Genomic DNA, 20,772 nt, shown 5'->3' on the forward strand with positions numbered 1-20,772 from the left:
AGGAGAATTCATGCCGCAGCAGCCGGCCATGGTCGACAGCCTCGACGCGTTAGCGCAGCCCTACAGCGTGATCCTCTGCGATGTCTGGGGCGTCTTGCACAATGGTGTGGTGACCTTCCCGCCTGCCGCCGAGGCGCTCGTGCGGGCACGCCAGGCAGGCAAGGCAGTGGTGCTCGTCACTAACTCGCCCCGTCCGAGCAAGTTCGTGAAGGAGCAATTGCGCCAGATCGGTGTTCCAGACGAGGCCTGGGACGAGGTCGTGACCTCTGGCGACGTGACACGGGATTTGATCAGGAACGGGCCGCGCCGCGTGTTCCATCTGGGCCCAGACCGAGACCTGCCCATCTATGACGGCCTCGATGTCGAGCTGGTGGAAGAGTTCGAGGCGGCGGGCGTGGTCTGTACCGGGCTTTTCGACGATGAGACCGAAACGCCGGAGGATTACGCCGAAATGTTGCAGCGGATGCGCGCCCGCGACCTGCCTTTCATCTGTGCCAATCCGGATATCGTGGTCGAGCGGGGCGACCGGCTGATCTTCTGTGCCGGCGCGCTGGCGCGCGACTACGGCCAGCTTGGCGGCCGCACGCTGATCGCGGGCAAGCCGCACCGGCACATCTATGAAGCTGCGCTGGCGGCAGCGGCGCGGAAGCTTGGGCGGGAAGTGGCCCCGCACGAGACGCTCGCCATCGGGGACGGAATGTTGACCGACGTGAAGGGGGCGGCCGGCATGGGCGTGGACGTGCTATTCGTGACCGACGGCATTCATGTATCTGAGTACAAGCAGGATGGGGCACTGCATCAGGCGCGGCTGGCCGCTTTCCTGGAGAAGCATGGCCATCAGCCTGTGGCGGCGATCGAGCGGTTGAGGTAGGAGCGAGGGTGGAGCAGTTCCTGCGGCTTTCCGGATATCAGGACATGCCCGCGCATCTGCGCGGGGCTGTCATTGCCATCGGCAATTTCGACGGCGTGCATCGCGGGCACCAGGCGGTGCTTTGGCGCGCGCTGGAGATCGCGGATGAGCGGCGGGTCCCGGCGGTGGTGCTTACATTCGAGCCGCATCCGCGCACGATCTTCCGGCCGGAAATTCCTCTTTTCCGGTTGACGCCTGCTCCCATGAAGGCGCGGCTGCTTGCCGGCCTGGGCTTCGATGCCGTGGTGGAGCAGCCTTTCACGCGCGAATTCTCCTCCCTTTCGGCGGAGCGCTTCGTCGCCGAGGTGTTGGTGGGGGGCCTCGGGGCATCGCATGTGGTTACTGGCTTCGACTTCCACTACGGGAAGGGAAGGGGTGGCACACCGGAAACATTGATGGCTGCCGGAACGACCTATGGCTTCGGCGTGACGGTCCTGGATGCGTTTTCCGACGAGGGAGGTGATGTGGTCTCCTCAAGCCGCATCCGCGCCCTGCTTGCCGAAGGAGACGTGGCGGAGGCGGCCGGGCTTCTCGGCTATCGCTACACGGTGGAGGCCGAAGTCACTGGCGGCAAGAAGCTCGGGCGGACGCTCGGCTTTCCTACGGCCAATATGTCGCTGCCGCCGGAGACGGAGCTTCGCCACGGCATTTACGCCGTCCGTCTGCGCCGGGCAGACAGCACGCTCCATGACGGCGTGGCGAATTTCGGCCGCCGCCCGACTGTGGACGAGAACGGCGCGCCCCTCCTCGAAACGTTCGTGTTCGATTTCAGTGGCGACCTCTACGGCGAGACCTGCGCGGTGTCCCTCTTCGGCTTTCTGCGCGGAGAGGAGAAATTCGACAGCCTCGACGCGCTTGTCGTCCAGATGAAGCGGGATGAGGAGGAGGCGAAGGCGCTGCTCTCAGGTGTCCGGCCGTTTTCCGAGCTGGATCTCAGCATTGCGTTTGAGGGGAAGTAAAGCGCAATAGAAGATCGTCCGTGTTTCTCCTCACCGGCGGTTTCAGCGAAATTCGCTCGCTATTCACTATTCACCATTGACCTCTTTATTCCCAGGTCCGTCTCGGCTAAAAGCCCACACCATGAAGACGAGCGCCGGTTTCACGCCGTTTGCCATACGAATTATTGGCCCGGCTTTCCGCGCGGCCTGAGGGTCGCCGGAAGGTCCGGGTTTTCTGCGCTCGGCTGAGCGCCATATCCGTCACTTCAGATGGTCATCGGCGAGGCCAAAGGGTCCTCGCATTCTTACGGCGATACAATGAGCGAAACCACCGAAAAGCTGGATTATTCCAAGACCCTCTATCTGCCGCAGACGGATTTTCCGATGCGTGCCGGGCTGCCGCAGAAGGAGCCGGAGATCGTCGCCCGCTGGGAAGATATGGATCTCTACAGGCTTTTGCGCGAGGAAGCGAAGGGTCGCCCCCTCTTCGTGCTGCATGACGGTCCTCCTTACGCCAATGGGCATATCCATATCGGCCACGCCCTCAACAAGGTTCTGAAGGATGTCATCACCCGCTCGTTCCAGATGCGGGGCTATGACTCGAACTATGTTCCGGGTTGGGACTGCCACGGCCTGCCGATCGAATGGAAGATCGAGGAGCAGTATCGCGCCAAGGGCAAGAACAAGGACGAGGTGCCGATCAACGAATTCCGACAGGAATGCCGGGAATTCGCCACGCACTGGATCAAGGTACAGACCGAGGAGTTCCAGCGGCTCGGCGTGGTCGGCGATTTCAAGAACCCTTACACGACCATGGCCTATCATGCCGAGGCCCGCATAGCCGGCGAGCTTCTGAAATTCGCCATGTCCGGCCAGCTCTACCGCGGTTCGAAGCCGGTGATGTGGAGCGTGGTGGAGCGCACGGCGCTTGCTGAAGCCGAAGTCGAGTACCACGATTACGAGAGCGATACCGTCTGGGTAAAGTTTCCGGTGGTGGAGGGCGCTTCGGATCTGGTTGGGGCCTCCGTGGTCATCTGGACAACCACCCCGTGGACGCTGCCCGGTAACCGCGCGATCTCCTATTCTCCACGCGTCTCCTACGGTCTCTACCAGGTCACTTCAGCCGAGAACGATTTCGGCCCGCGTCCGGGTGAAAAGATGATCTTTGCTGATGCTTTGGCCGAGGAAGCTTTCGCCAAGGCGAAGCTTCAGTTCAAGCGCCTGCGGGATGTTGCGGCAGACGAACTTGCTTCCATGCTCTGCTCCCATCCTCTGGAGGGTCTCAACGGCGGCTACAATTTCCCCGTCCCGCTGCTGCCCGGCGAGCACGTCACTGATGACGCCGGTACCGGTTTCGTCCACACGGCGCCCGGCCATGGCCGGGAGGACTTTGACGTCTGGATGGACAATGCCCGGGCTCTCGAGGCACGCGGCATCGACACCGCGATCCCCTTCACGGTGGACGATGCCGGCTTCTTCACCAAGGACACGCCCGGTTTCGGCCCGGACCGCGAGGGCGGGGCCGCACGCGTCATCGACGATTCCGGCAAGAAAGGCGACGCAAACAAAGCCGTCATCGAGGCGCTGATCGCGAAGGACATGCTCTTTGCGCGGGGAAGGCTGAAGCACCAGTATCCGCATTCCTGGCGTTCGAAGAAGCCGGTGATCTTCCGCAACACGCCGCAATGGTTCGTCTATATGGACAAGGACCTGGGCGATGGCACGACACTTCGCAGCCGTGCCCTGAAGGCGATCGATGAAACGCGCTTCGTGCCGGCGGCTGGCCAGACCCGGCTGCGCTCGATGATCGAGGAACGGCCAGACTGGGTGTTGTCGCGCCAGCGCGCCTGGGGCGTGCCGATCGCCGTCTTCGTCGACGAGAACGGCGAGGTGCTGAAGGACGAGGCGGTCAATGCGCGCATCATGGAGGCCTTCGAGAAGGAGGGCGCGGATGCATGGTTCGCCGAAGGCGCAAAGGAGCGCTTTCTGGCCGGCCGCAACGACATGGAGCGCTGGACGCAGGTACGCGACATCCTCGACGTGTGGTTCGATTCGGGCTCCACGCATGTCTTCACGCTGGAGGATCGGCCGGACCTGAAATGGCCGGCGGATGTCTATCTGGAAGGCTCCGACCAGCACCGCGGCTGGTTCCATTCCTCGCTGCTCGAGTCCTGCGGCACGCGCGGTCGCGCGCCCTACAATGCCGTCATCACCCATGGCTTCACCATGGATGAGGAAGGCCGCAAGATGTCGAAGTCGCTGGGCAACACGGTGGTGCCCCAGGACGTCATGGCGAAATCGGGTGCCGACATCCTACGGCTATGGGTGGTGACGACCGACTACTGGGAAGACCAGCGGCTCGGGCAGAACATCCTGCAGACGAATATCGACGCCTACCGCAAGCTCAGGAACACGATCCGCTGGATGCTCGGCACGCTCGCCCATGACGATGGCGAGGTGGTGCCTCTCACCAAGATGCCCGAGCTTGAGCGGCTGATGCTGCATCGATTGTTCGAGCTCGACCAGATCGTGCGCAAGGGTTACGACAATTTCGATTTCAAGCGTGTCACCCGTGCCTTGCTCGACTTCATGGTCGTGGAGCTTTCCGCCTTCTATTTCGACGTGCGGAAGGATGTGCTCTACTGCGATGCGCCGTCGAGCGTCCGCCGCAAGGCCGCCCTTCAGGTCGTCCGTCAGCTCTTCGACTGCCTGGTGACGTGGCTTGCCCCCATGCTGCCCTTCACCACAGAGGAAGCCTGGCTGGAACGCTATCCTGATGCGAAGTCTGTGCATCTGGCACAGTTTCCGGATGTTCCCAGCGCTTGGCATGACGAAGCGCTGGCCGAGAAATGGCGCAAGATCCGCCAGGTGCGGCGCGTCGTCACCGGCGCGCTGGAGATCGAGCGCAGGGAGAAGACCATCGGCTCATCCCTTGAAGCTGCGCCTATCGTGTTCCTGGGCAGCGAGCTTGCCGGCCTGTTCGACGGGCTCGATGCAGACGAGATCTTCATCACTTCCGGTGCGGCGGTGAAAAGCGCGGATGCTGGATCCGCACTCGACCATGCCGAGGTCAAGGATCTTTCGGCCCTTTTCACCGATGAGGCCGTGGGGTCCCAGGTCGCCGTGAAATTCCGCCGGGCGGAGGAGCTTGGCTTGCGCAAATGTGCTCGTTCCTGGCGCTATACGGATGATGTGGGTTCCGATTCGGAATACCCGGATGTCTCGGCCCGCGATGCCGCTGCTTTGCGCGAGTTGAAGACTCTTGGGCGCATTTAACGGGCGGCGTTGCGTCAACCCTGGCCGTCCGCTAAAAGGCGGCCAAGGTTAACGCGCCATTATCTCGTCCGATTTTCCGGCGAAGAGGCGGGGAATGAGGGGCGGCAACAAGCGTGCCGAGGAGAGTTGACGTTGAAGCATCTTGATCAAGCGGCACGCCGCCCAGAACGAAGAGCAGTCTACAGGTTTGCCTCGGCGGCCACGGCGATATCCGCAATCGTGCTTTCCGGTTGTGCCGGCCCGACCTATGGGACGGGCAAGCCTGCCGACCAGCAGCTTCTGCAAGACGTGACCGGAATTCTTTCGGTCGGTCCCAAGGACAAAGAGGCGATCAATTACAACCCGCGTCCGGGAATCGTGAAGCCGCCCTCCACCACGATTCTTCCGCCGCCGCAGGAAAGCGTCGCTGCGAACAATCCGAATTGGCCGGAATCGCCGGAACAGCGCTTGGCACGCATCCGTGCTGAGGCGACCGCCAACCAGGACAATCCCTTCTATCGCTCGAACGTCATCCGCGATGTGAGCCCCAGCGGGGATGGCCCACGTCTACGGGATGATCTCACCGAGGGCGATAGGGTCAGGCCGGCGATATTGTCCCCCGGCGGCCAGCGCGCACAGCGCCAGGCGTTCCAGGAGCGCCGGCAGATCAGCCAGCAGGGCAGCCCGACGACGCGCCGGTATTTGAGCGAGCCGCCGACTGAATACCGTCAGCCTGCTGCGACAGCGCCGGCCGGGGATCTCGGTGTGGAGGAATACAAGAAGGAGCGCGCCGCCAAACGCGGTGAGGGCAGCCTGCGCCGGCTCTGGCCCTGGTAATGATGCTCCTGCGGACCAGCTGAAGGCCTAGTCCCGCCTCTCCGCGAAAAATGCCTTAAGCAGGGCCGCTGCCTCGCGCTCGCCGAGGCCCTCGTAGAGTTCCGGCGCGTGATGGCAGGTGGGCTGTGCGAAGAAGCGCCCGCCATGGATCACCCCGCCGCCCTTTGGATCGCTTGCGCCGAAATAGAGCCGGCGGATGCGCGCAAAGGAAATGGCCCCGGCGCACATCGCGCAGGGCTCCAGGGTTACATAGAGGTCGGCGCCGATAAGGCGTTCCGCCCCTTCCGTCTGGCAGGCGGCGCGGATGGCAAGCATCTCGGCATGGGCGGTGGGGTCATTGAGCTCGCGCGTGCGGTTTCCGGCACTTGCCACGATTCTTCCGTCCCGCACCACCACCGCCCCCACCGGCACCTCGCCGCGCGCGGCGGCGCGCTGCGCCTCCTGGAGGGCTGCATCCATGAAGCTCGCGTAAGCTTTTGGTTGTTGCTCTTCCAATCTTTTTGCTCGCAACGCAGATGACGAATTGATACCTAGGGCGAAACGCGCTCGCACCCGCTCGCGCTTCCGCTCTAAATAATTTGCCGCATTTTACGACGCCGGGTGATTTCACTCGGCCGCAAAAATGCTCTAGCCCGCCTGAGAGGCAGAGGCCATCATGAAGAACAACAGAAAAGACAAAACTGAAAGACCGGCCGCGCCGCAGAGGAAACCGACCGACAAGCCCGCTGCCAAGGGCGGCGCCCGCGAACCGGGTGGGAAGACACCCAAGGCGGAAGCGTTCAAGGGCGAGCGCATTGCCAAGCGCCTGGCGCGCGTTGGGGTCGCGTCCCGGCGCGACGCGGAGACGATGATCGAGGCGGGCCAGGTGAAGGTGAACGGACGCGTTTTGACGTCGCCCGCGTTCAATGTAGGTCCTTCCGACCGAATCGAGGTGAACGGGGAACCCCTTCCCGTTGCCGAGCGGACACGGCTTTTCCTTTTCCACAAGCCAGCCGGTCTCGTGACCACCACACGCGATCCAGAGGGTCGCAAGACGATCTTCGACACATTGCCGGAGGGCTTGCCTCGGCTGATCACCATTGGCCGCCTGGACATCAACACCGAAGGGCTGCTGCTGCTGACCAATGACGGCGGACTCGCGCGCGTGCTGGAACTGCCATCTACAGGCTGGCTGAGGCGTTACCGGGTGCGCGTGCACGGCAAGGTTGATCCTAAGGCTCTGGCGGAGCTGGAGCAGGGGATCGCCGTCGACGGTATATTCTACGGCGCAATCACGGCCACTCTCGATCGGCAGCAGGGCAGCAATGCGTGGCTGACTCTCGGACTTCGCGAGGGCAAGAACCGGGAGGTTAGGAATGTCCTCGGCGCGCTGGGGCTCGACGTTACGCGTCTGATCCGCATCTCCTACGGACCGTTCCAGCTCGCCGATCTGCCCGAGGGCGCCGTTCAGGAGGTGAAAGGCCGTACGCTGCGCGATCAGCTCGGTGAACGCCTGATCGAGCAGGCAGGCGCCAATTTCGAGGCGCCGATCGCCAAGCCTTTTGCGAACAAACCGGTGCGTGGCGATCGGAAGAGGCCCGATGAGGACACGCCGAGGATCAGCAAGGGGGAGGATTCGGGCAAGGAAAGAAAGCCGGCGGCCCGCAGGAAATCGCCAGAGGAGAAACGTGAGGAGGCTCGCGACAGGCTGCAGACGAAGCGGCCCGAGCGTTTCGAGCGAAAGGACGCGGCTGCTCGCAAACCGCAGCGAGATCGTCCAACGCGGTTTTCCGGCGACGCGCGACCGGAGAGACCCGAGCGCGAGCGTCCCCCGCGCGGGCCACGCCCGGAGCGTTTCGAGGGAAAGAGTGAGGCCGTTCGCGAAGGCAAGCGAGATCGTCCAACGCGGTTTTCCGGCGACGCGCGACCGGAGAGACCCGAGCGCGAGCGTCCCCCGCGCGGGCCACGCCCGGAGCGTTTCGAGGGAAAGAGTGAGGCCGTTCGCGAAGGCGAGCGAGATCGGCCGACACGGTTTTCCAAGGATGCGCGGCCTGAAAGAGCCGAGCGCGAGCGTCCCTCAGGCGGCTCCAAGCCGCGGCGGTCGGCGGACGCTTCCATCGAGCGACGCTCTCGCTCATCCAATGTCTGGATGGCGCCCGGCGCGCGCCCGGTGGGCAAAAAACGGGCCGAGGAAGCCATAGAAGAGGGTGCAAGGAAGAAGCCAAGGGCCGGCCGGTCAGAAGCGGGCGACAATGCCAAGGGCGGGCGCCCGCAGGGGAAGGGGCGTGCCGGTGACAGGCCCGCCAAGCCCGGCAAAGGGCGCCGGGAACGCTGAGCACCGCATGCGCAGGCTAGCTCCCGTTTATCTGCGATTCATCTCCTCACCCACCGCTTCGGGGAAGGTGAGGAGAGGGTGCTGGGCCATATGGCCGTTCCTCCCCCTCGGGGCTCCCCAGACACGTGATATGCGGGGGGCGGCTTGATGCGCGTCGTCGGCGGCAATTTGAGCGGGCGGCGTCTCGCTTCACCAAAAAGTGATGCGATTCGCCCGACCACGGATCGAGCCCGCGAGTCTCTGTTCAACATCCTCAAACATTCCTATCCGGGTGCCGTCGAAGGCGCACGCGTGCTTGATCTGTTTTCCGGCAGCGGGGCGCTCGGCATAGAGGCCGTTTCGCGCGGGGCGAGTTATTGCCTGTTCGTGGAGGAGGCGGCGGGGGCCCGTGCATTGATCCGTGAAAACGTCGAAAGCCTTGGTTTGCAAGGACGGACGCGAATCTTCCGGCGCGATGCGACTCATCTTGGCCCCATCGGCACGATGCAGCCGTTCAATCTTGTCTTCGCCGATCCGCCCTATGGGCGCGGTCTCGGTGAAAAGGCAGTCGCCTCTGCTCTTGTCGGCGGCTGGCTCACCGCTGACGCGCTTATTGTCGTGGAGGAAGCGGCGGCGACGCCGTTCAAACCGCCGGAAGGCGTGGTCATCCACGAGATGCGGACCTATTCTTCAAGCACGCTCGCTTTTTGTGGACTCGTCAGAGTTTAGCCACATCAGGCGTGGTACATCTCGCGCACCGCGAGACGGCCGGCGCATCGGGCCGGGCCGGTCTTATTGAGGCTGAATAGGGTATTTGGATGAGATTTTTATCCTTTCTCGCCGCGCTCCTGATTATGGCAGCGGCAACTCTTCCCCAGGCTTCCGCGCAAAGCCCTTCCGGAGCGTTCGAAGCCGATACGTTCATTCTCGAAAACGGACTTCAGGTCGTGGTCATCCCACAAAGGCGCGTGCCGGTGGTGACCCACATCCTGTTCTACAAGGCAGGGGGCGCGGACGAGGAGCCGGGCCAGTCCGGGATCGCTCATTTTTTCGAGCACCTGATGTTCAAGGCCACGAAGACGCATGAGGCCGGCACGTTCGAAGCGGCCGTCAAAGCGGTGGGTGGCAACCAGAACGCCTTCACGACCAACGATTTCACCGCCTATTTCGAGCAGGTTCCGCCGTCGGCTCTCGGCGAGATGATGGCTTTCGAAGCCGATCGCATGAGAAACCTCGTCCTGAGCGACGAAGCGATCGAGACGGAACGGCGTGTCGTGATGGAAGAGCGCCTAATGCGGGTGGATAATGATCCGTCCGGTATCTTGCAGGAAGCGATTGGCGCCGCGCTGTTCCACAACCATCCATACGGCACGCCGGTTATCGGTTGGATGCACGAGATCGAGCACTTGACGAAGGAACAGCTTCAGACCTTCTACGACGAGTATTACCGGCCCAACAATGCGGTACTGGTCGTGGCGGGCGACGTAGATGTGGAAACCGTCCGGAAGCTTGCCGAAGAGACCTACGGCAAGTTGGAACGCGGTCCCGACCTGCCGCCTCGCATCCGTCCGATGGAGCCCGAGCCGAAGGTCGAGCAGGCCCAAATCCTGCGCGACCCGCGCGTAACGCTACCCTCCTTTTCGCGAAACTGGTTCGGCCCGGCGCCCTTCGGCCAGAACCGCGATGACGCGGATGCGCTGGTGCTCCTTGCCACCATTTTGGGAGGCGGCGAGCGCAGCAGGCTCTACCAGGAACTGGTGGTGAAGAAGCAGATCGCCTCGTCGGCCGGCGCCTGGACTTCCATGAACTTCCGCGACTATTCGCGGATTGGCGTCTACGCCTCGCCTATCGATCCCGACAAGCTGCGCGAGGTGCAGCAGGCCGTCGATCAGGAACTGGAGAAGATGGCGTCCGAGAACGTGTCCGACCATGAACTTGAGACCGCCAAGAAGGTGCTGGCCAGCCAGCTTCTCCTCTCCTGGGAGAGGCAGATGTCGCGGGCGCTTGAAGTGGGAACGACGCTGATGGTGGGCGGAACGCTCGATGATGTCGCCTCGATCCGGGAGCGGATCGACGCCGTTACGGCGGACCGGATTCGGGACGTGGCTCAGCGCTATCTCACGATTCGGCGCAGCGTAGCGGGCTACCTCTTGCCCGTAGGTGCGGAGGACCCGGCATGAGGATGCAACAATCGATGTTGGCCATTACCATGAAAATGTCTCGCCGGATCTCTTTCCGGGCGTTCTCGCTCGGATTGGTCCTCTTCGCTCTCGTCATTCCCGCCCGGGCAGATCTCGACATCGTCGAGGTGACCTCGCCAAAAGGCATCAAGGCATGGCTGGTCGAGGACCAGACGGACCCGATCATTGCCATTTCCTTCGCATTCCTGGGTGGAACCAACGAGGATCCCAAGGGCAAGGAAGGTATGGTCGATCTGATGACCTCGCTGCTCGACAACGGCGCGGGCGACCTCGATTCCGACACGTTCCAGCAGCGGCTCTACGAAACCGGGGCCGATCTTTCCTTCCGTGCGAGCCCGGACATGGTGTCCGGCAGGCTGCGCGTCCTTGCGGGCGAGACCGAGGAGCCACTGGAGCTTCTTTCGCTCGCGATGAAATCGCCGCGCTTCGATGAACCGGAGTTCAACCGGGAGAAAGCAGTCGCGATTTCCGATGTCAGATCGGACAGCAATGATCCGGACACGAGGGGGCAGAAAGCCCTGATGGCCGCCCTTTATGGCGATCATCCTCTGGGAAGGCCGGTGACGGAGGAAACGCTTGCTGCGGTCACGCGCGAGGATCTCGCCAATTTTCACAAGAAGGTTTTCGCCCGCTCCAACCTGATCGTGGGCGTCGTCGGCGCGATCGACCCGGCGACGCTGGAACAGATGCTCGACCAGGTCTTCGGCGATCTCCCGGAGAAGGCCGAAGTGGCCGAGATCCCGCCGCCGCAGCTCAACTTCGGCAAGCAGGTGCGGGAGGTCTATGACCGGCCTCAGACGTCGATCAGCTTCGTTTATCCCGGCGTGGCGGCGACGAGCCCCGATATCTATTCGGCTACGCTGCTCGCCGAGGTGATGGGCGGCAGCGGCCTCAGCTCGCGTCTCTTCACGGAACTGCGCGAGAAGCGCGGCCTCACCTATGGCGCCTATGCCGGCCTCGATGCCAATATCGATTGGGGCGACCTCTCGATCGGTGTCTCCACCGGCGCTGATCGTGCTGCCGAGACGATGCGGACGACGCGGGAAGTCATCCGGCAGATGGTGGAGGAAGGTCCGACCGAGAAGGAACTGGCCGATGCCAAGAAATACGCGATCGGCTCTTACGCGATCTCGCAACTGAGCTCCACGAGCCAGATCGCAAATACCTTGGTGGGCCTGCAACGGCTCGGCCGCGGCCGGGATTATATCGAGCAGCGGGTAGGGCTCTTCGAAGCGGTGACGCTGGACGACGTGAAGGAAATGGCCAAACGGCTCCTTTCCGTCGAGCCCACCGTGCTTATCGTCGGCCCCGAACTCAAGGCCGAGAACTGAGCCTTACCGGCAGCCTGGAAGCCTCGGCTGCCGGTACAGAACCGGCTCTCCCGGAACTGTCGGCGCTCCATCTCCGTTCGTCCGGAAAGGTGAGATAATGGCTAACCAGGACCATGCGAAAAGAAAATCCGGTCCGGCCGCACGCAAAGCGTCCGGCCCGACCTTCGCTGTCGCGTTCGGCGGTGGTGGCGCGCGCGGGCTTGCGCATATCCATGTCATCGAGGCGCTGGACGAACTCGGCATCCGCCCGGTGGTGATCTCCGGCTCTTCTATCGGAGCGATCATGGGCGCAGGCATGGCTGCCGGCATGCCTGGGAAAGATATCCGGGCCTATGCGGCCTCGGTCCTCGCGCGCCGGTCGGAGATTGCCGCCCGCATATGGCGCGCCCGTCCGGCCAAGTTTGCGGAAATGGTCGAAACGGGCCTGCGTCTCGGCCAATTCAATGCGGAACGTATCCTGCGTGAGTTCCTGCCGCGAGGAATCCCCGATACGTTCGAGGAACTCCAAATTCCCCTGCGCGTCACGGCTACGGATTATTACGGCCACTGCCTCACGGTATTCGACCGCGGGGAACTATGGTCTGCGCTTGCGGCTTCCGCGGCACTCCCTGCCGTCTTCCGTCCGGTCATGCGGGATGGCCGCATGCTGATCGACGGAGGAATCTACAATCCGGTCCCGTTCGATATCCTGGAAGGGGCTGCCGACATCCTGATCGCTGTGGACGTCGTTGGCGTGCCGAGCGTGCGCACCTCGAAGATTCCGAACACGATCGAGATGATGTTCGGTGCCACGCAGCTCATGATGCAGTCCATCATCGCGATGAAGCTGCAGAAGCAGCGCCCGGATATCCTTTTGCGGCCGGCCATCTCAGGCTTTCGCGTGCTCGATTTTATGAAGATGGACGCCATTATGGCAGAAACGGCTTCCATCAAGGATGAACTCAAGCATGCCGTCGAGGCGATCCTGAAGCGGGACGCCGCTTAAAGGATCGAACGTCTCCGTCCAGATCAGTTCATCCAGAACCACCCGGCCCCGAGGAAGGCGACGGTGATGATGATCAGGAATATCCAGCCTCGCACAGCCTCACGCATACCTGCACGATAATTCGGGTCACCTTCGTCGAGCACGTCAACCTCTCTTGCCGAGCTTCTATGGAACAGCCAATATCGGGCTTCTACTCCGCTATTCAAGGCCGGACGCAGCAGTTCACAGCATATCGCTCGGGCGGTGCATTCAGGCGGATGAAGAGTGCAGGGCACCGGGCATCGTCCTCGGGCGGATTAGCCGGGGTTCTCCTCCGGCACCCGGGGCAAATGGCGCGCTTCGCGAGCAGGTTTGACGAGAGGTTCGGGTGTGACGGGGCGGACATGCATCTTGTCGCCGCCAGCCTCGGGCCCCTCGACGGCCTGTATAGCCAACCGCTCTTCGTCACGCCTGCGCACGTCGTCGACGATGGCCTGGGCGATCTGTTCATCGGTACCGAGGGCTTCGAGCGAGCGCTGACCGAAAAGCAGTGCCGATTCGAATGTCTCGCGGATTTCATACTCCACGCCGCGAGCCCTGAGTGAAAGCGTGTGCGCCCTATCGTAGGAACGCACGAAGAGCTTAACATGCGGGAATTCGGACTTGATCATGTTGACGATCGCGTCCGTCGTGGTTCGTACATTGGTGCAGACCGCGACCACCTTCGCCTTGCGGATACCAGCAGCCTCGAGAACCTCTTTGCGTCTGCCATCGCCGAAATAGATTCGGAAGCCGAACTTCTCGACGGCCCGCACGCGCGTCGCGGAGTGATCGATGATCGTGACATCCGTCCCGCCGGCCAGCAGGATTTGTGAGGCGATCTGACCGAAGCGCGAGAAGCCGATCATCATGATATCCGCGCCGGCCCCATCGAATGTCTCGTCTATCTTCTCGGGCTCTTCCAGGCGGATCAGAAGCCCGCCGAGTCGTACCGCAAGGGGCGTCAGCGCCATTGAAAGGGTGACGATCGCGATGAGAAGCGACGCCGTTGCGGCGGAAAAGATCAGGGCGGAGGACGCTGCGGTGAAGAGCACGAAGCCGAATTCACCGCCCTGCGGAAGAACGGAGGCGACGTGCACCGCCTCGTTGTGATCGCAACTGAACAGCCGGCACACCCCATAGGCGAGCACCGCCTTTACGGCCATGAAGGCCGGGACCAGGCCGACGATAAGCAACCAATTCTGCAGGATGACGTCGAGATCGAGCGAGAGGCCGATGGCCATGAAGAAAAGACCAAGCAAAATACCTCGGAACGGCTCGATATCGGCGGTAAGCTCATGGCGATAGGAGGAGTCTGCGAGCAGCACCCCGGCTATGAAGGCGCCAAGCCCCATGGAGAGCCCGGCGAAATCCAGAAGCAGAGCCGAGCCCAGCACGACAAAGAGCGCAGCCGCGATCATCGCTTCGCGTGCACCCGTGCTCCCGATCAGCCGGAACAGGGGATTGAGGAGGTAGCGCCCGGCGACCACCAGTGCGGCGATGCAGAGGAGGGCGAGCGCGAACCGGCTCCATGTAATGTCGGCAGCGCCGTTTCCACCGGGGGATAAGAGGGGAATAAGGGCGAGCAGAGGCGCTATCGCAAGATCCTGCAGGAGCAGGATGGAGATTGCGGTTCGGCCATAAGGCAGGTTCACCGTGCCTTCCGTTTCCATGATCTGCACGCCGAACGCAGTGGAAGAAAGTGCAAGGCCGAAGCCGATCACAATGGCGGCAGCGGTCGGCAAACCGAAGAGCACCAGGCAGGCGAGCGCGAGCAACGGTCCCGTCACGATGACCTGGGCGACGCCCAAGCCAAAGATCTGCCGCCGCATGGCCCAGAGACGCGACGGGTTGAGATCGAGGCCGATGAGGAAGAGCAGGAAAACGACACCGAGCTCTGCGACGTGCAGGAGAAGTTCGCCGTCGGCGATAAGACGCGCGATGGGGCCGATCGCAATGCCCGCCGCGAGATAGCCGAGGATCGTGCCAAGCCCGAGCCGCTTGAAGAGCGGGGCTGCCACGACGGCAGCGCCCAGGAGGAGGAGCGGCTGATAATAGATTTGCGCGGCGTCTTCCATGCGCCCCATCCGGTTTTCGTCTGAAGGTCGCGCGTCCGGCCGGGCGCACGACGAACCACAATCAGTGAGTCTACGTGTCGGGCCCTGCGGAATCGACCCGAATTCCCGGTGGCCGATGCTGTAGAGGACCGGGGGTCATTGCGCTGCCCCTCCGGCCACCATAAATGGAAGTTCATGTCTATGTCTTGCCCACTGTTCCATCTCCTCCAAATTGTCACGAAGCCGCCGAGCGGCGGGTTGAACGAAATTCAGGCGCGGAGCAAACATGCCTCTTGATGAAAAAAGCCTCCTCGATCGCGTCGCCAGCCTCGTGGAGGCCGCAAAGCGCGCCGGGGCGGACGCGGCGGATGCTGTGGTGATGCGTTCCCGCTCCAGCAGCGTGTCGGTGCGGCTCGGCAAGGTCGAGGGCACCGAATCGGCTGAAAGCGACGACATGTCCCTGCGGGTCTTCGTCGGGCGGCGGGCGGCGAGCGTTTCGGCCACCACGAGCTCCGATCCCACCGCCCTTGCGGAGCGGGCGATCGCAATGGCCAAAGCCTCTCCGGAAGATCCCTATCAGGGGCTCGCCGATCCCGGCCGGCTCGCGCGCGAGATCGTTGACCTAGACCTCGTCGATTCGACCGAGGTCTCCGCGGAGCGCCTCAAGGAGGATGCGCTTGCGGCTGAAGAAGCAGCGCTTGCCGTGCCCGGTGTCACCAACTCGGCGGGAGCGGGCGCGAGCGCCGGAAGGGGCGGGCTGGTTCTTGCCACCTCGCACGGTTTCGTGGGCGAATATTCGGCTACGCGCTTCGGTCGGTCGGTCAGCGTCATTGCCGGCCAAAGCACGAAGATGGAGCGGGATTACGACTATTCTTCGCGTCTGCACTTCGCCGATCTCGAGACGCCCGAGAAACTCGGCCGCACCGCCGGCGAGCGAGCGGTGAAGCGGCTCAATCCGCGACGCGTAAAGACGGGCGTCTTTCCGGTAATCTATGATCCCCGAGTGGCGCGCGGAATTGCCGGACATATCGCCGCGGCCATCAATGGCGCTTCGGTAGCGCGAAAAACAAGTTTCCTGCGCGACATGATGGGGAAGAAGGTTGCTTCCGAAGGGATCACAGTGACGGACGATCCCTTCCGCCGGCGCGGTTCGAATTCCCGGCCGTTCGACGGTGAGGGTGTCGCAGGCACTCCGCTCGTTCCGGTGGAAAAGGGCGTCCTGACAAGCTGGCTGCTTTCCAGCTCGGTTGCAAAGGAATTGGGGCTTGAGACCAATGGGCGCGGCGTGCGCGCCTCCTCTGCGGTCAATCCGTCCTGTACGAACCTGGCCATCGAGCCGGGAGAAATCTCGCCCGAGGACATGCTGGCATCCGTCAAGAGCGGCTTCTATGTGACCGAATTGTTTGGCCATGGTGTGGATCTCGTCACCGGCGATTACAGCCGGGGTGTCTCAGGTTTCTGGATCGAGAACGGCGCCATCGCCTATCCGGTATCGGAGATAACGATAGCCTCGAACCTTCGCGACATGTTCCTGCACATGACGCCCGCGAGCGATCTCGACCGGAACTATGGCATCGCTGCGCCCACCCTGCTCATCGAAGGGATGACGATTGCCGGAGAGTGAGGCTGCTTTTACGCTCGAGCAGGAGCTTTCGCTGATTGCCGGCGCGGCGCGGGAGGCAGGTCGCATCGCGATGCGGCATTTCCGCCGCGACCCGGAAGTGTGGTGGAAGGAAGGAAAGTCCCCTGTCAGCCAGGCGGATCTCGATGTCGACCTGTTCCTGCGTGAGGTGCTTATGGCGAAGCGGCCGCACTATGGGTGGCTTTCGGAGGAGACGGTCGACAACCAGGAAAGGTTGAGTGCGCCACGCACTTTTGTGGTGGATCCGATCGATGGTACCCGCGCCTTTCTTGGAGGACAAAGCGCGTGGTGCGTGAGCATAGCCGTGGTCGAGAATGGCCGGGCAATTGCCGGCGTGCTCGATTGCCCAGCGCGCGGAGAGGTTTTCACAGCCTTTTCCGGTGGCGGGGCGCATCGCAACGGTGAGCCGATCGCCGTCAAGGTTGCCGGACGCGAGCTTACGCTTGCCGGGCCCAAAAGCATGATCAAGGCGTTGCCGCCCGAGATCTATGCTCGGGTGACGCCTTATCCCTATGTTCCCTCTCTCGCTTATCGGATCGCCCTTGTGGCGAGCGGAGTACTGGACGCTACCTTCGTGAAATCGCGTTCCCACGATTGGGATCTCGCAGCCGCGGATGTCATCCTGCAGGAAGCGGGGGGCATCATCATCGGCGAAGCGATGCAGCGCCCGCACTATGCAGGGCCGGACCCGCGACGCGGAGCGCTTGTGGCCGGGAGCGGCAGACTGTTGGAGGTCATGGCCGACGTGACGGCCGTTCTTGAGGAGTAAGGCTGGCGCAACGCGTTGTTAGCATTGAAGCCGAGCATAGGTTTTCAAAGAGCCCGAATTAATCTAGATCAGGCCGACTGCTTCGCGGGCTTGCCACAAAAGCTCCTAAAAGGGGAAGGATGAGCCAATGTCTGAGGATCAGGGCAAAAAGCAGCTTCTTCATCTTGTGTTCGGCGGCGAACTGAAATCGTTATCGAGCACCGAGTTTCGCGATCTTGAGGCGCTGGACATCGTGGGTATCTATGGGGATTACAAAAGCGCTGAGGTGGCCTGGCGGGCAAAGGCGCAGCAAACCGTTGACAATGCCCACATGCGCTATTTCATCGTCCATCTCCATCGCCTGCTCGACCCGAACTCGGATAAGGGCGGGCACGGCTAACTGATGGCGGATAGGGCGGTTGTTGCGTCAGTGGTGAAAGAGCCGCGCCGGGAGCGTCCGATGAAAGCGTTGTGGCGGCGGATTCGCAAGCCGCTGGCGCGTTCCCGTCTGGTCAAGAACATCCTGGCGTCTCTGATGGCGCTGGCGCTTCGCATCATCGACGGGACGAACAGGCGCGTGGAGGGCTCGGACGATGTGGAAAGCACCGTCGACAAGTTCTCGCCGCTCATCATAGCACTCTGGCACGGACAGCATCTGCTAGCGCCTGCTATCAAGCCCCGCCGACAGCCGCTGGTGGCGCTCTTTTCCAGAAGCGCGGATGCGGAGCTGAACGCGCTGGTCGCCGAAAAGATGGACATTCGGGTGGTTCGCGGCTCGGGCGGGCGGCAGCGCAAAAACAGCGTCCAGAAAGGTGGCGCGGCCGCGCTTATCCAGCTGAAGCGCGCCATCGAAGAGGGCTCCAATGTGGCGATGATCGCGGATATCCCGCATGGAACCCCGCGCGAGGCCGGGCTCGGCATCGTGACTCTGGCCAGGCTTTCGGGACGCCCCGTGGTGCCCATGGCGATAGCGACGAGCCGGCGCAAGGTGCTGGAGCGTACATGGGACAAGACGACGCTCAATCTTCCTTTCGGCCGGTGCGCCGTGATCATGGCCGATCCGATCTATGTGGCAGCGGATGCGGATGAGCAGGAAATGGAACGGAAGCGGCAAGAGGTAACCGAGGCGCTCAATCGCGTCACCCGGGACGCCTATGACCTCGTCGACGGGAATTCCTCCAACCGCAGTCGTGAGGCAGAATGAGCGAACGTTGGGCACGTGCCATGTTGACGACCTATCGTTGGGCGGGGGCCGCGGCCTTCCCGCTCATCGGCGGCTATGTCGCCTGGCGCGTCAGCAAGGGCAAGGAGGATCGGGCGCGGCGGCACGAGCGTTATGGCCGGTCGGATGTTCCCCGTCCCGAAGGTCCTCTGATCTGGATGCATGCGGCGAGCGTTGGCGAGACGATGGCCGTTATGGGGCTCATCGAGCATTTCCTGTCGAGCGGCATCAAGGTGGTGCTCACCACCGGCACGGTCACCTCGGCCAGCGTTGCGGCGGAACGGCTCGGGGACCGTATCATCCATCAATATGTGCCGCTCGATCTGAAGCCGGCGGTAAGCCGCTTCCTGAACCACTGGAAACCTGATCTCGCCGTCATGGCGGAGTCCGAGATATGGCCGCTGACCATTCTGGAACTGGGCGCGCGGCGGGTGCCCCAGGTTTTGGTGAACGGCCGCATGTCCGACCGCTCCTTTGCACGCTGGCAGCGTCGTCCCTCGCTTGCGGAAGCGCTCTTCGAAAATCTTGCGCATGTGGTTGCGCAGTCGGACCTTGACGGCGAGCGTTTCCGACAGCTTGGGGCCCGTCCTGTCACCGTCTCCGGCAACCTCAAGGTCGACACGCATGTGCCGCCGGTCGACCAGAACGCGCTCGAAATGCTTCGACGCACGATCAATGGCCGTAAGACCTGGGCGGCCGTCTCCACCCATGAGGGTGAGGAGATGATTGCAGCCGATGTCCACACGCTCGTCAAAAGGCGGCATCCGGATCTTTTGACCATTATCGTCCCCCGCCACCCGGAGCGTTGCGCTGCCTTGAAGGAGGAGCTCACCGCACGAGGGTTGAACGTCGCCCTGCGCAACGGAGGTCCGTTCGTTTCGCCCAAAACCGACATCCTGCTCGGCAACAGCATCGGAGAGATGGGCCTTTACCTGCGGCTGACCGAAATTGCCTTTGTCGGCCGCTCCTTGACCGGAAAAGGCGGCCAGAACCCGCTGGAGCCCGCTATGTTGGGGACCGCGGTCCTTTCGGGGGTCGATGTCCAGAATTTCCGCGACTCCTATCGCAAGCTCATCGAGCGCGGCGGGGCCAAGCTGGTGCGCGACGCGCAAATGCTGGCCGGTGCGGTCAACTTCCTGCTTAAGAACGACGAAATGCGCCAAGGGATGATCGCGGCAGGCAGGAAAACGGTGAAGGAGATGTCGGGCGCGCTCTCCCGCACATTGACGGCGCTCGAACCGTTTATTCACCCGCTGATCGTGAAGAGCCGCCTGCAAAACGGTGACGCGGGAGGGTAATTCCATGGCCGCAAGCGAGGCGCCCCCCTTCTGGTGGGAAAAGCCCGACTGGCGGGCCTGGACGCTCTGGCCTCTGTCCTCGGCCTATGGCTTGGCCGCCAGCGCGCGCCTCCGCTCGGCCAAGCGCGAGAAGGTTCCTGCGGCCGTCCTTTGCATCGGCAATCTCACCGTAGGAGGGGAGGGCAAGACACCGATCGCCATTGCTTTGGCGCGCCATGCAATCGCCAGGGGACTGAAGGTCGGGTTCTTAAGCCGCGGTTATGGCGGTACCGTTTCCAAACCGCATTTCGTAAACCCGGAGGAGGACTCCGCGCGCGCCGTTGGTGACGAGCCGTTGCTGCTTGCGCGCCATGCTCCCACCGTCGTCGCGCGCGACCGGATTGCCGGAGCGCACCGCCTCGTGCGTGCGGGCTGTGAGCTCATCATCATGGACGACGGCTTCCAGAGCGCACAGATCCACATCGATTATGCACTTATTGTCGTCGATTCCTGGCGCGGTCTGGGGAATGGTCACGTCCTTCCAGGCGGACCGTTGAGAGCGCCACTCACAGAGCAGATGCGGTTTGTCGACGGCGTCGTCACCATGGGAAAGGGAGATGCCGCCGAGATCGTGGTGCGCAGCGCCTCCCGGGCCGGGAGACCGGTCTTTTCTGCACGCGTCCGTCCGCGTTCCAGGCAAGGCTTCAAGGGTAAGCGCGTGCTTGCCTTTGCGGGGATCGGCAATCCGCAGAAATTCTACGCCTCCCTGCAGGAGAGCGGGGCCGATATCGTGAAGACGCACTCCTTCCCCGACCACCACCCGTTTACCGAGGAGGAGGTGGGGGAGCTTTCGGCGATTGCCGAGGCGGAGGATTTGTTGCTCGTAACCACGGAAAAGGATTTCGTGCGGCTCCAGCGGGGCCCTCTCGCCATGCGGGAGTTTGCCGCTTCCGTGCGAGTGCTGATGATTGAGGCCGTCTTCGACGGGGCGCGGGCGCCGGATCTCATCATCCAGCCAGCCCTCCAGGCCTGGCGGGAGCGTATGCTGGGGGCCTGAA

17 protein-coding genes are annotated in these 20,772 nt (G+C 62.8%); 15 read left to right on the forward strand and 2 right to left on the reverse strand.

What is annotated here, in order from left to right; all coding sequences use genetic code 11:
- Positions 1 to 10 precede the first annotated feature (10 nt).
- The 4 genes from CHEJ32_RS0111595 to CHEJ32_RS0111610 all read left to right on the forward strand — a co-directional run bounded on the left by CHEJ32_RS0111595 (position 11) and on the right by CHEJ32_RS0111610 (position 5,940).
- A complete protein-coding gene (locus CHEJ32_RS0111595) occupies positions 11 to 871 on the forward strand; it encodes a TIGR01459 family HAD-type hydrolase (RefSeq protein ID WP_028034022.1) in 861 nt (286 codons plus the stop codon).
- 8 nt (positions 872 to 879) lie between these two features.
- Positions 880 to 1,869 carry a bifunctional riboflavin kinase/FAD synthetase gene (locus tag CHEJ32_RS0111600; protein ID WP_084032776.1) on the forward strand — a complete coding sequence of 330 codons (990 nt, stop codon included), beginning with the start codon at positions 880 to 882 and terminating at the stop codon, positions 1,867 to 1,869.
- A 297-nt stretch (positions 1,870 to 2,166) separates the two neighbouring features.
- Positions 2,167 to 5,124, forward strand: coding sequence for an isoleucine--tRNA ligase (gene ileS, locus CHEJ32_RS0111605; RefSeq protein WP_028034024.1), 2,958 nt, complete (start codon positions 2,167 to 2,169; stop codon positions 5,122 to 5,124).
- A 132-nt stretch (positions 5,125 to 5,256) separates the two neighbouring features.
- Positions 5,257 to 5,940 (forward strand): hypothetical protein, encoded by a 684-nt coding sequence (locus tag CHEJ32_RS0111610; RefSeq protein ID WP_084032777.1) that lies wholly within the window; start codon positions 5,257 to 5,259, stop codon positions 5,938 to 5,940.
- Positions 5,941 to 5,967: 27 nt separating this feature from the next.
- Here CHEJ32_RS0111610 and CHEJ32_RS0111615 read toward each other — a convergent pair whose 3' ends face one another.
- Positions 5,968 to 6,399 carry a nucleoside deaminase gene (locus CHEJ32_RS0111615; RefSeq protein WP_051469617.1) on the reverse strand — a complete coding sequence of 144 codons (432 nt, stop codon included), beginning with the start codon at positions 6,397 to 6,399 and terminating at the stop codon, positions 5,968 to 5,970.
- Positions 6,400 to 6,595: 196 nt separating this feature from the next.
- Here CHEJ32_RS0111615 and CHEJ32_RS0111620 point away from each other — a divergent pair, with 196 nt between their 5' ends.
- The 5 genes from CHEJ32_RS0111620 (at position 6,596) to CHEJ32_RS0111640 (ending at position 12,750) form a co-directional block, all read left to right on the forward strand.
- Complete coding sequence (locus CHEJ32_RS0111620; protein WP_028034027.1) at positions 6,596 to 8,254, forward strand: pseudouridine synthase; 1,659 nt, start codon at positions 6,596 to 6,598, stop codon at positions 8,252 to 8,254.
- Between the two features lie 147 nt (positions 8,255 to 8,401).
- Positions 8,402 to 8,962: a 16S rRNA (guanine(966)-N(2))-methyltransferase RsmD gene (gene rsmD / locus CHEJ32_RS0111625; RefSeq protein ID WP_028034028.1), complete on the forward strand. Its 561-nt coding sequence runs from the start codon at positions 8,402 to 8,404 to the stop codon at positions 8,960 to 8,962.
- An 89-nt stretch (positions 8,963 to 9,051) separates the two neighbouring features.
- Positions 9,052 to 10,413, forward strand: a complete 1,362-nt coding sequence (locus CHEJ32_RS0111630) for a pitrilysin family protein (RefSeq protein ID WP_028034029.1) — start codon at positions 9,052 to 9,054, stop codon at positions 10,411 to 10,413.
- The gene (locus CHEJ32_RS0111635) at positions 10,410 to 11,765 is read left to right on the forward strand and encodes a pitrilysin family protein (RefSeq protein ID WP_245261070.1); all 1,356 of its coding nucleotides are present in this window, start codon (positions 10,410 to 10,412) and stop codon (positions 11,763 to 11,765) included. Before CHEJ32_RS0111630 ends, CHEJ32_RS0111635 begins: the two co-directional genes overlap by 4 nt.
- 97 nt (positions 11,766 to 11,862) lie before the next feature.
- Positions 11,863 to 12,750 carry a patatin-like phospholipase family protein gene (locus CHEJ32_RS0111640; protein WP_028034031.1) on the forward strand — a complete coding sequence of 296 codons (888 nt, stop codon included), beginning with the start codon at positions 11,863 to 11,865 and terminating at the stop codon, positions 12,748 to 12,750.
- A 296-nt stretch (positions 12,751 to 13,046) separates the two neighbouring features.
- On the opposite strand, the gene CHEJ32_RS0111650 is transcribed toward CHEJ32_RS0111640, so the two are convergent.
- The gene (locus CHEJ32_RS0111650) at positions 13,047 to 14,846 is read right to left on the reverse strand and encodes a monovalent cation:proton antiporter-2 (CPA2) family protein (protein ID WP_028034032.1); all 1,800 of its coding nucleotides are present in this window, start codon (positions 14,844 to 14,846) and stop codon (positions 13,047 to 13,049) included.
- Positions 14,847 to 15,111: 265 nt separating this feature from the next.
- On the opposite strand from CHEJ32_RS0111650, the gene CHEJ32_RS0111655 reads away from it, so the two are divergent.
- From CHEJ32_RS0111655 to lpxK, 6 genes are all read left to right on the forward strand, one after another.
- Positions 15,112 to 16,449, forward strand: a complete 1,338-nt coding sequence (locus CHEJ32_RS0111655) for a TldD/PmbA family protein (RefSeq protein ID WP_028034033.1) — start codon at positions 15,112 to 15,114, stop codon at positions 16,447 to 16,449.
- A complete protein-coding gene (locus CHEJ32_RS0111660; RefSeq protein WP_028034034.1) occupies positions 16,436 to 17,236 on the forward strand; it encodes a 3'(2'),5'-bisphosphate nucleotidase CysQ in 801 nt (266 codons plus the stop codon). The genes CHEJ32_RS0111655 and CHEJ32_RS0111660 overlap by 14 nt, the downstream gene beginning before the upstream one ends.
- Positions 17,237 to 17,363: 127 nt before the next feature.
- Positions 17,364 to 17,615, forward strand: coding sequence for a DUF4170 domain-containing protein (locus tag CHEJ32_RS0111665; protein WP_028034035.1), 252 nt, complete (start codon positions 17,364 to 17,366; stop codon positions 17,613 to 17,615).
- A 60-nt stretch (positions 17,616 to 17,675) separates the two neighbouring features.
- The gene (locus CHEJ32_RS0111670; protein WP_084032778.1) at positions 17,676 to 18,419 is read left to right on the forward strand and encodes a lysophospholipid acyltransferase family protein; all 744 of its coding nucleotides are present in this window, start codon (positions 17,676 to 17,678) and stop codon (positions 18,417 to 18,419) included.
- Positions 18,416 to 19,735: a lipid IV(A) 3-deoxy-D-manno-octulosonic acid transferase gene (gene waaA, locus CHEJ32_RS0111675; RefSeq protein WP_028034037.1), complete on the forward strand. Its 1,320-nt coding sequence runs from the start codon at positions 18,416 to 18,418 to the stop codon at positions 19,733 to 19,735. Before CHEJ32_RS0111670 ends, waaA begins: the two co-directional genes overlap by 4 nt.
- A 4-nt stretch (positions 19,736 to 19,739) precedes the next feature.
- Positions 19,740 to 20,771, forward strand: a complete 1,032-nt coding sequence (gene lpxK, locus CHEJ32_RS0111680) for a tetraacyldisaccharide 4'-kinase (protein ID WP_028034038.1) — start codon at positions 19,740 to 19,742, stop codon at positions 20,769 to 20,771.
- Position 20,772 lies beyond the last annotated feature (1 nt).

Source organism: Chelativorans sp. J32, assembly GCF_000518985.1.
GTDB lineage: Bacteria > Pseudomonadota > Alphaproteobacteria > Rhizobiales > Rhizobiaceae > Chelativorans.

What these genes read in the sequence shown, in the direction of transcription:
- CHEJ32_RS0111630 (WP_028034029.1), top strand. Translation starts at nt 9,052, where the DNA reads ATGAGATTTTTATCCTTTCTCGCCGCGCTCCTGATTATGGCAGCGGCA.
- CHEJ32_RS0111595 (WP_028034022.1), top strand. Translation starts at nt 11, where the DNA reads ATGCCGCAGCAGCCGGCCATGGTCGACAGCCTCGACGCGTTAGCGCAG.
- CHEJ32_RS0111655 (WP_028034033.1), top strand. Translation starts at nt 15,112, where the DNA reads ATGCCTCTTGATGAAAAAAGCCTCCTCGATCGCGTCGCCAGCCTCGTG.
- CHEJ32_RS0111635 (WP_245261070.1), top strand. Translation starts at nt 10,410, where the DNA reads ATGAGGATGCAACAATCGATGTTGGCCATTACCATGAAAATGTCTCGC.
- CHEJ32_RS0111650 (WP_028034032.1), bottom strand. Translation starts at nt 14,846, where the DNA reads ATGGAAGACGCCGCGCAAATCTATTATCAGCCGCTCCTCCTCCTGGGC.
- CHEJ32_RS0111670 (WP_084032778.1), top strand. Translation starts at nt 17,676, where the DNA reads ATGAAAGCGTTGTGGCGGCGGATTCGCAAGCCGCTGGCGCGTTCCCGT.
- ileS (WP_028034024.1), top strand. Translation starts at nt 2,167, where the DNA reads ATGAGCGAAACCACCGAAAAGCTGGATTATTCCAAGACCCTCTATCTG.
- rsmD (WP_028034028.1), top strand. Translation starts at nt 8,402, where the DNA reads ATGCGCGTCGTCGGCGGCAATTTGAGCGGGCGGCGTCTCGCTTCACCA.
- lpxK (WP_028034038.1), top strand. Translation starts at nt 19,740, where the DNA reads ATGGCCGCAAGCGAGGCGCCCCCCTTCTGGTGGGAAAAGCCCGACTGG.
- waaA (WP_028034037.1), top strand. Translation starts at nt 18,416, where the DNA reads ATGAGCGAACGTTGGGCACGTGCCATGTTGACGACCTATCGTTGGGCG.
- CHEJ32_RS0111665 (WP_028034035.1), top strand. Translation starts at nt 17,364, where the DNA reads ATGTCTGAGGATCAGGGCAAAAAGCAGCTTCTTCATCTTGTGTTCGGC.
- CHEJ32_RS0111615 (WP_051469617.1), bottom strand. Translation starts at nt 6,399, where the DNA reads ATGGATGCAGCCCTCCAGGAGGCGCAGCGCGCCGCCGCGCGCGGCGAG.
- CHEJ32_RS0111620 (WP_028034027.1), top strand. Translation starts at nt 6,596, where the DNA reads ATGAAGAACAACAGAAAAGACAAAACTGAAAGACCGGCCGCGCCGCAG.
- CHEJ32_RS0111640 (WP_028034031.1), top strand. Translation starts at nt 11,863, where the DNA reads ATGGCTAACCAGGACCATGCGAAAAGAAAATCCGGTCCGGCCGCACGC.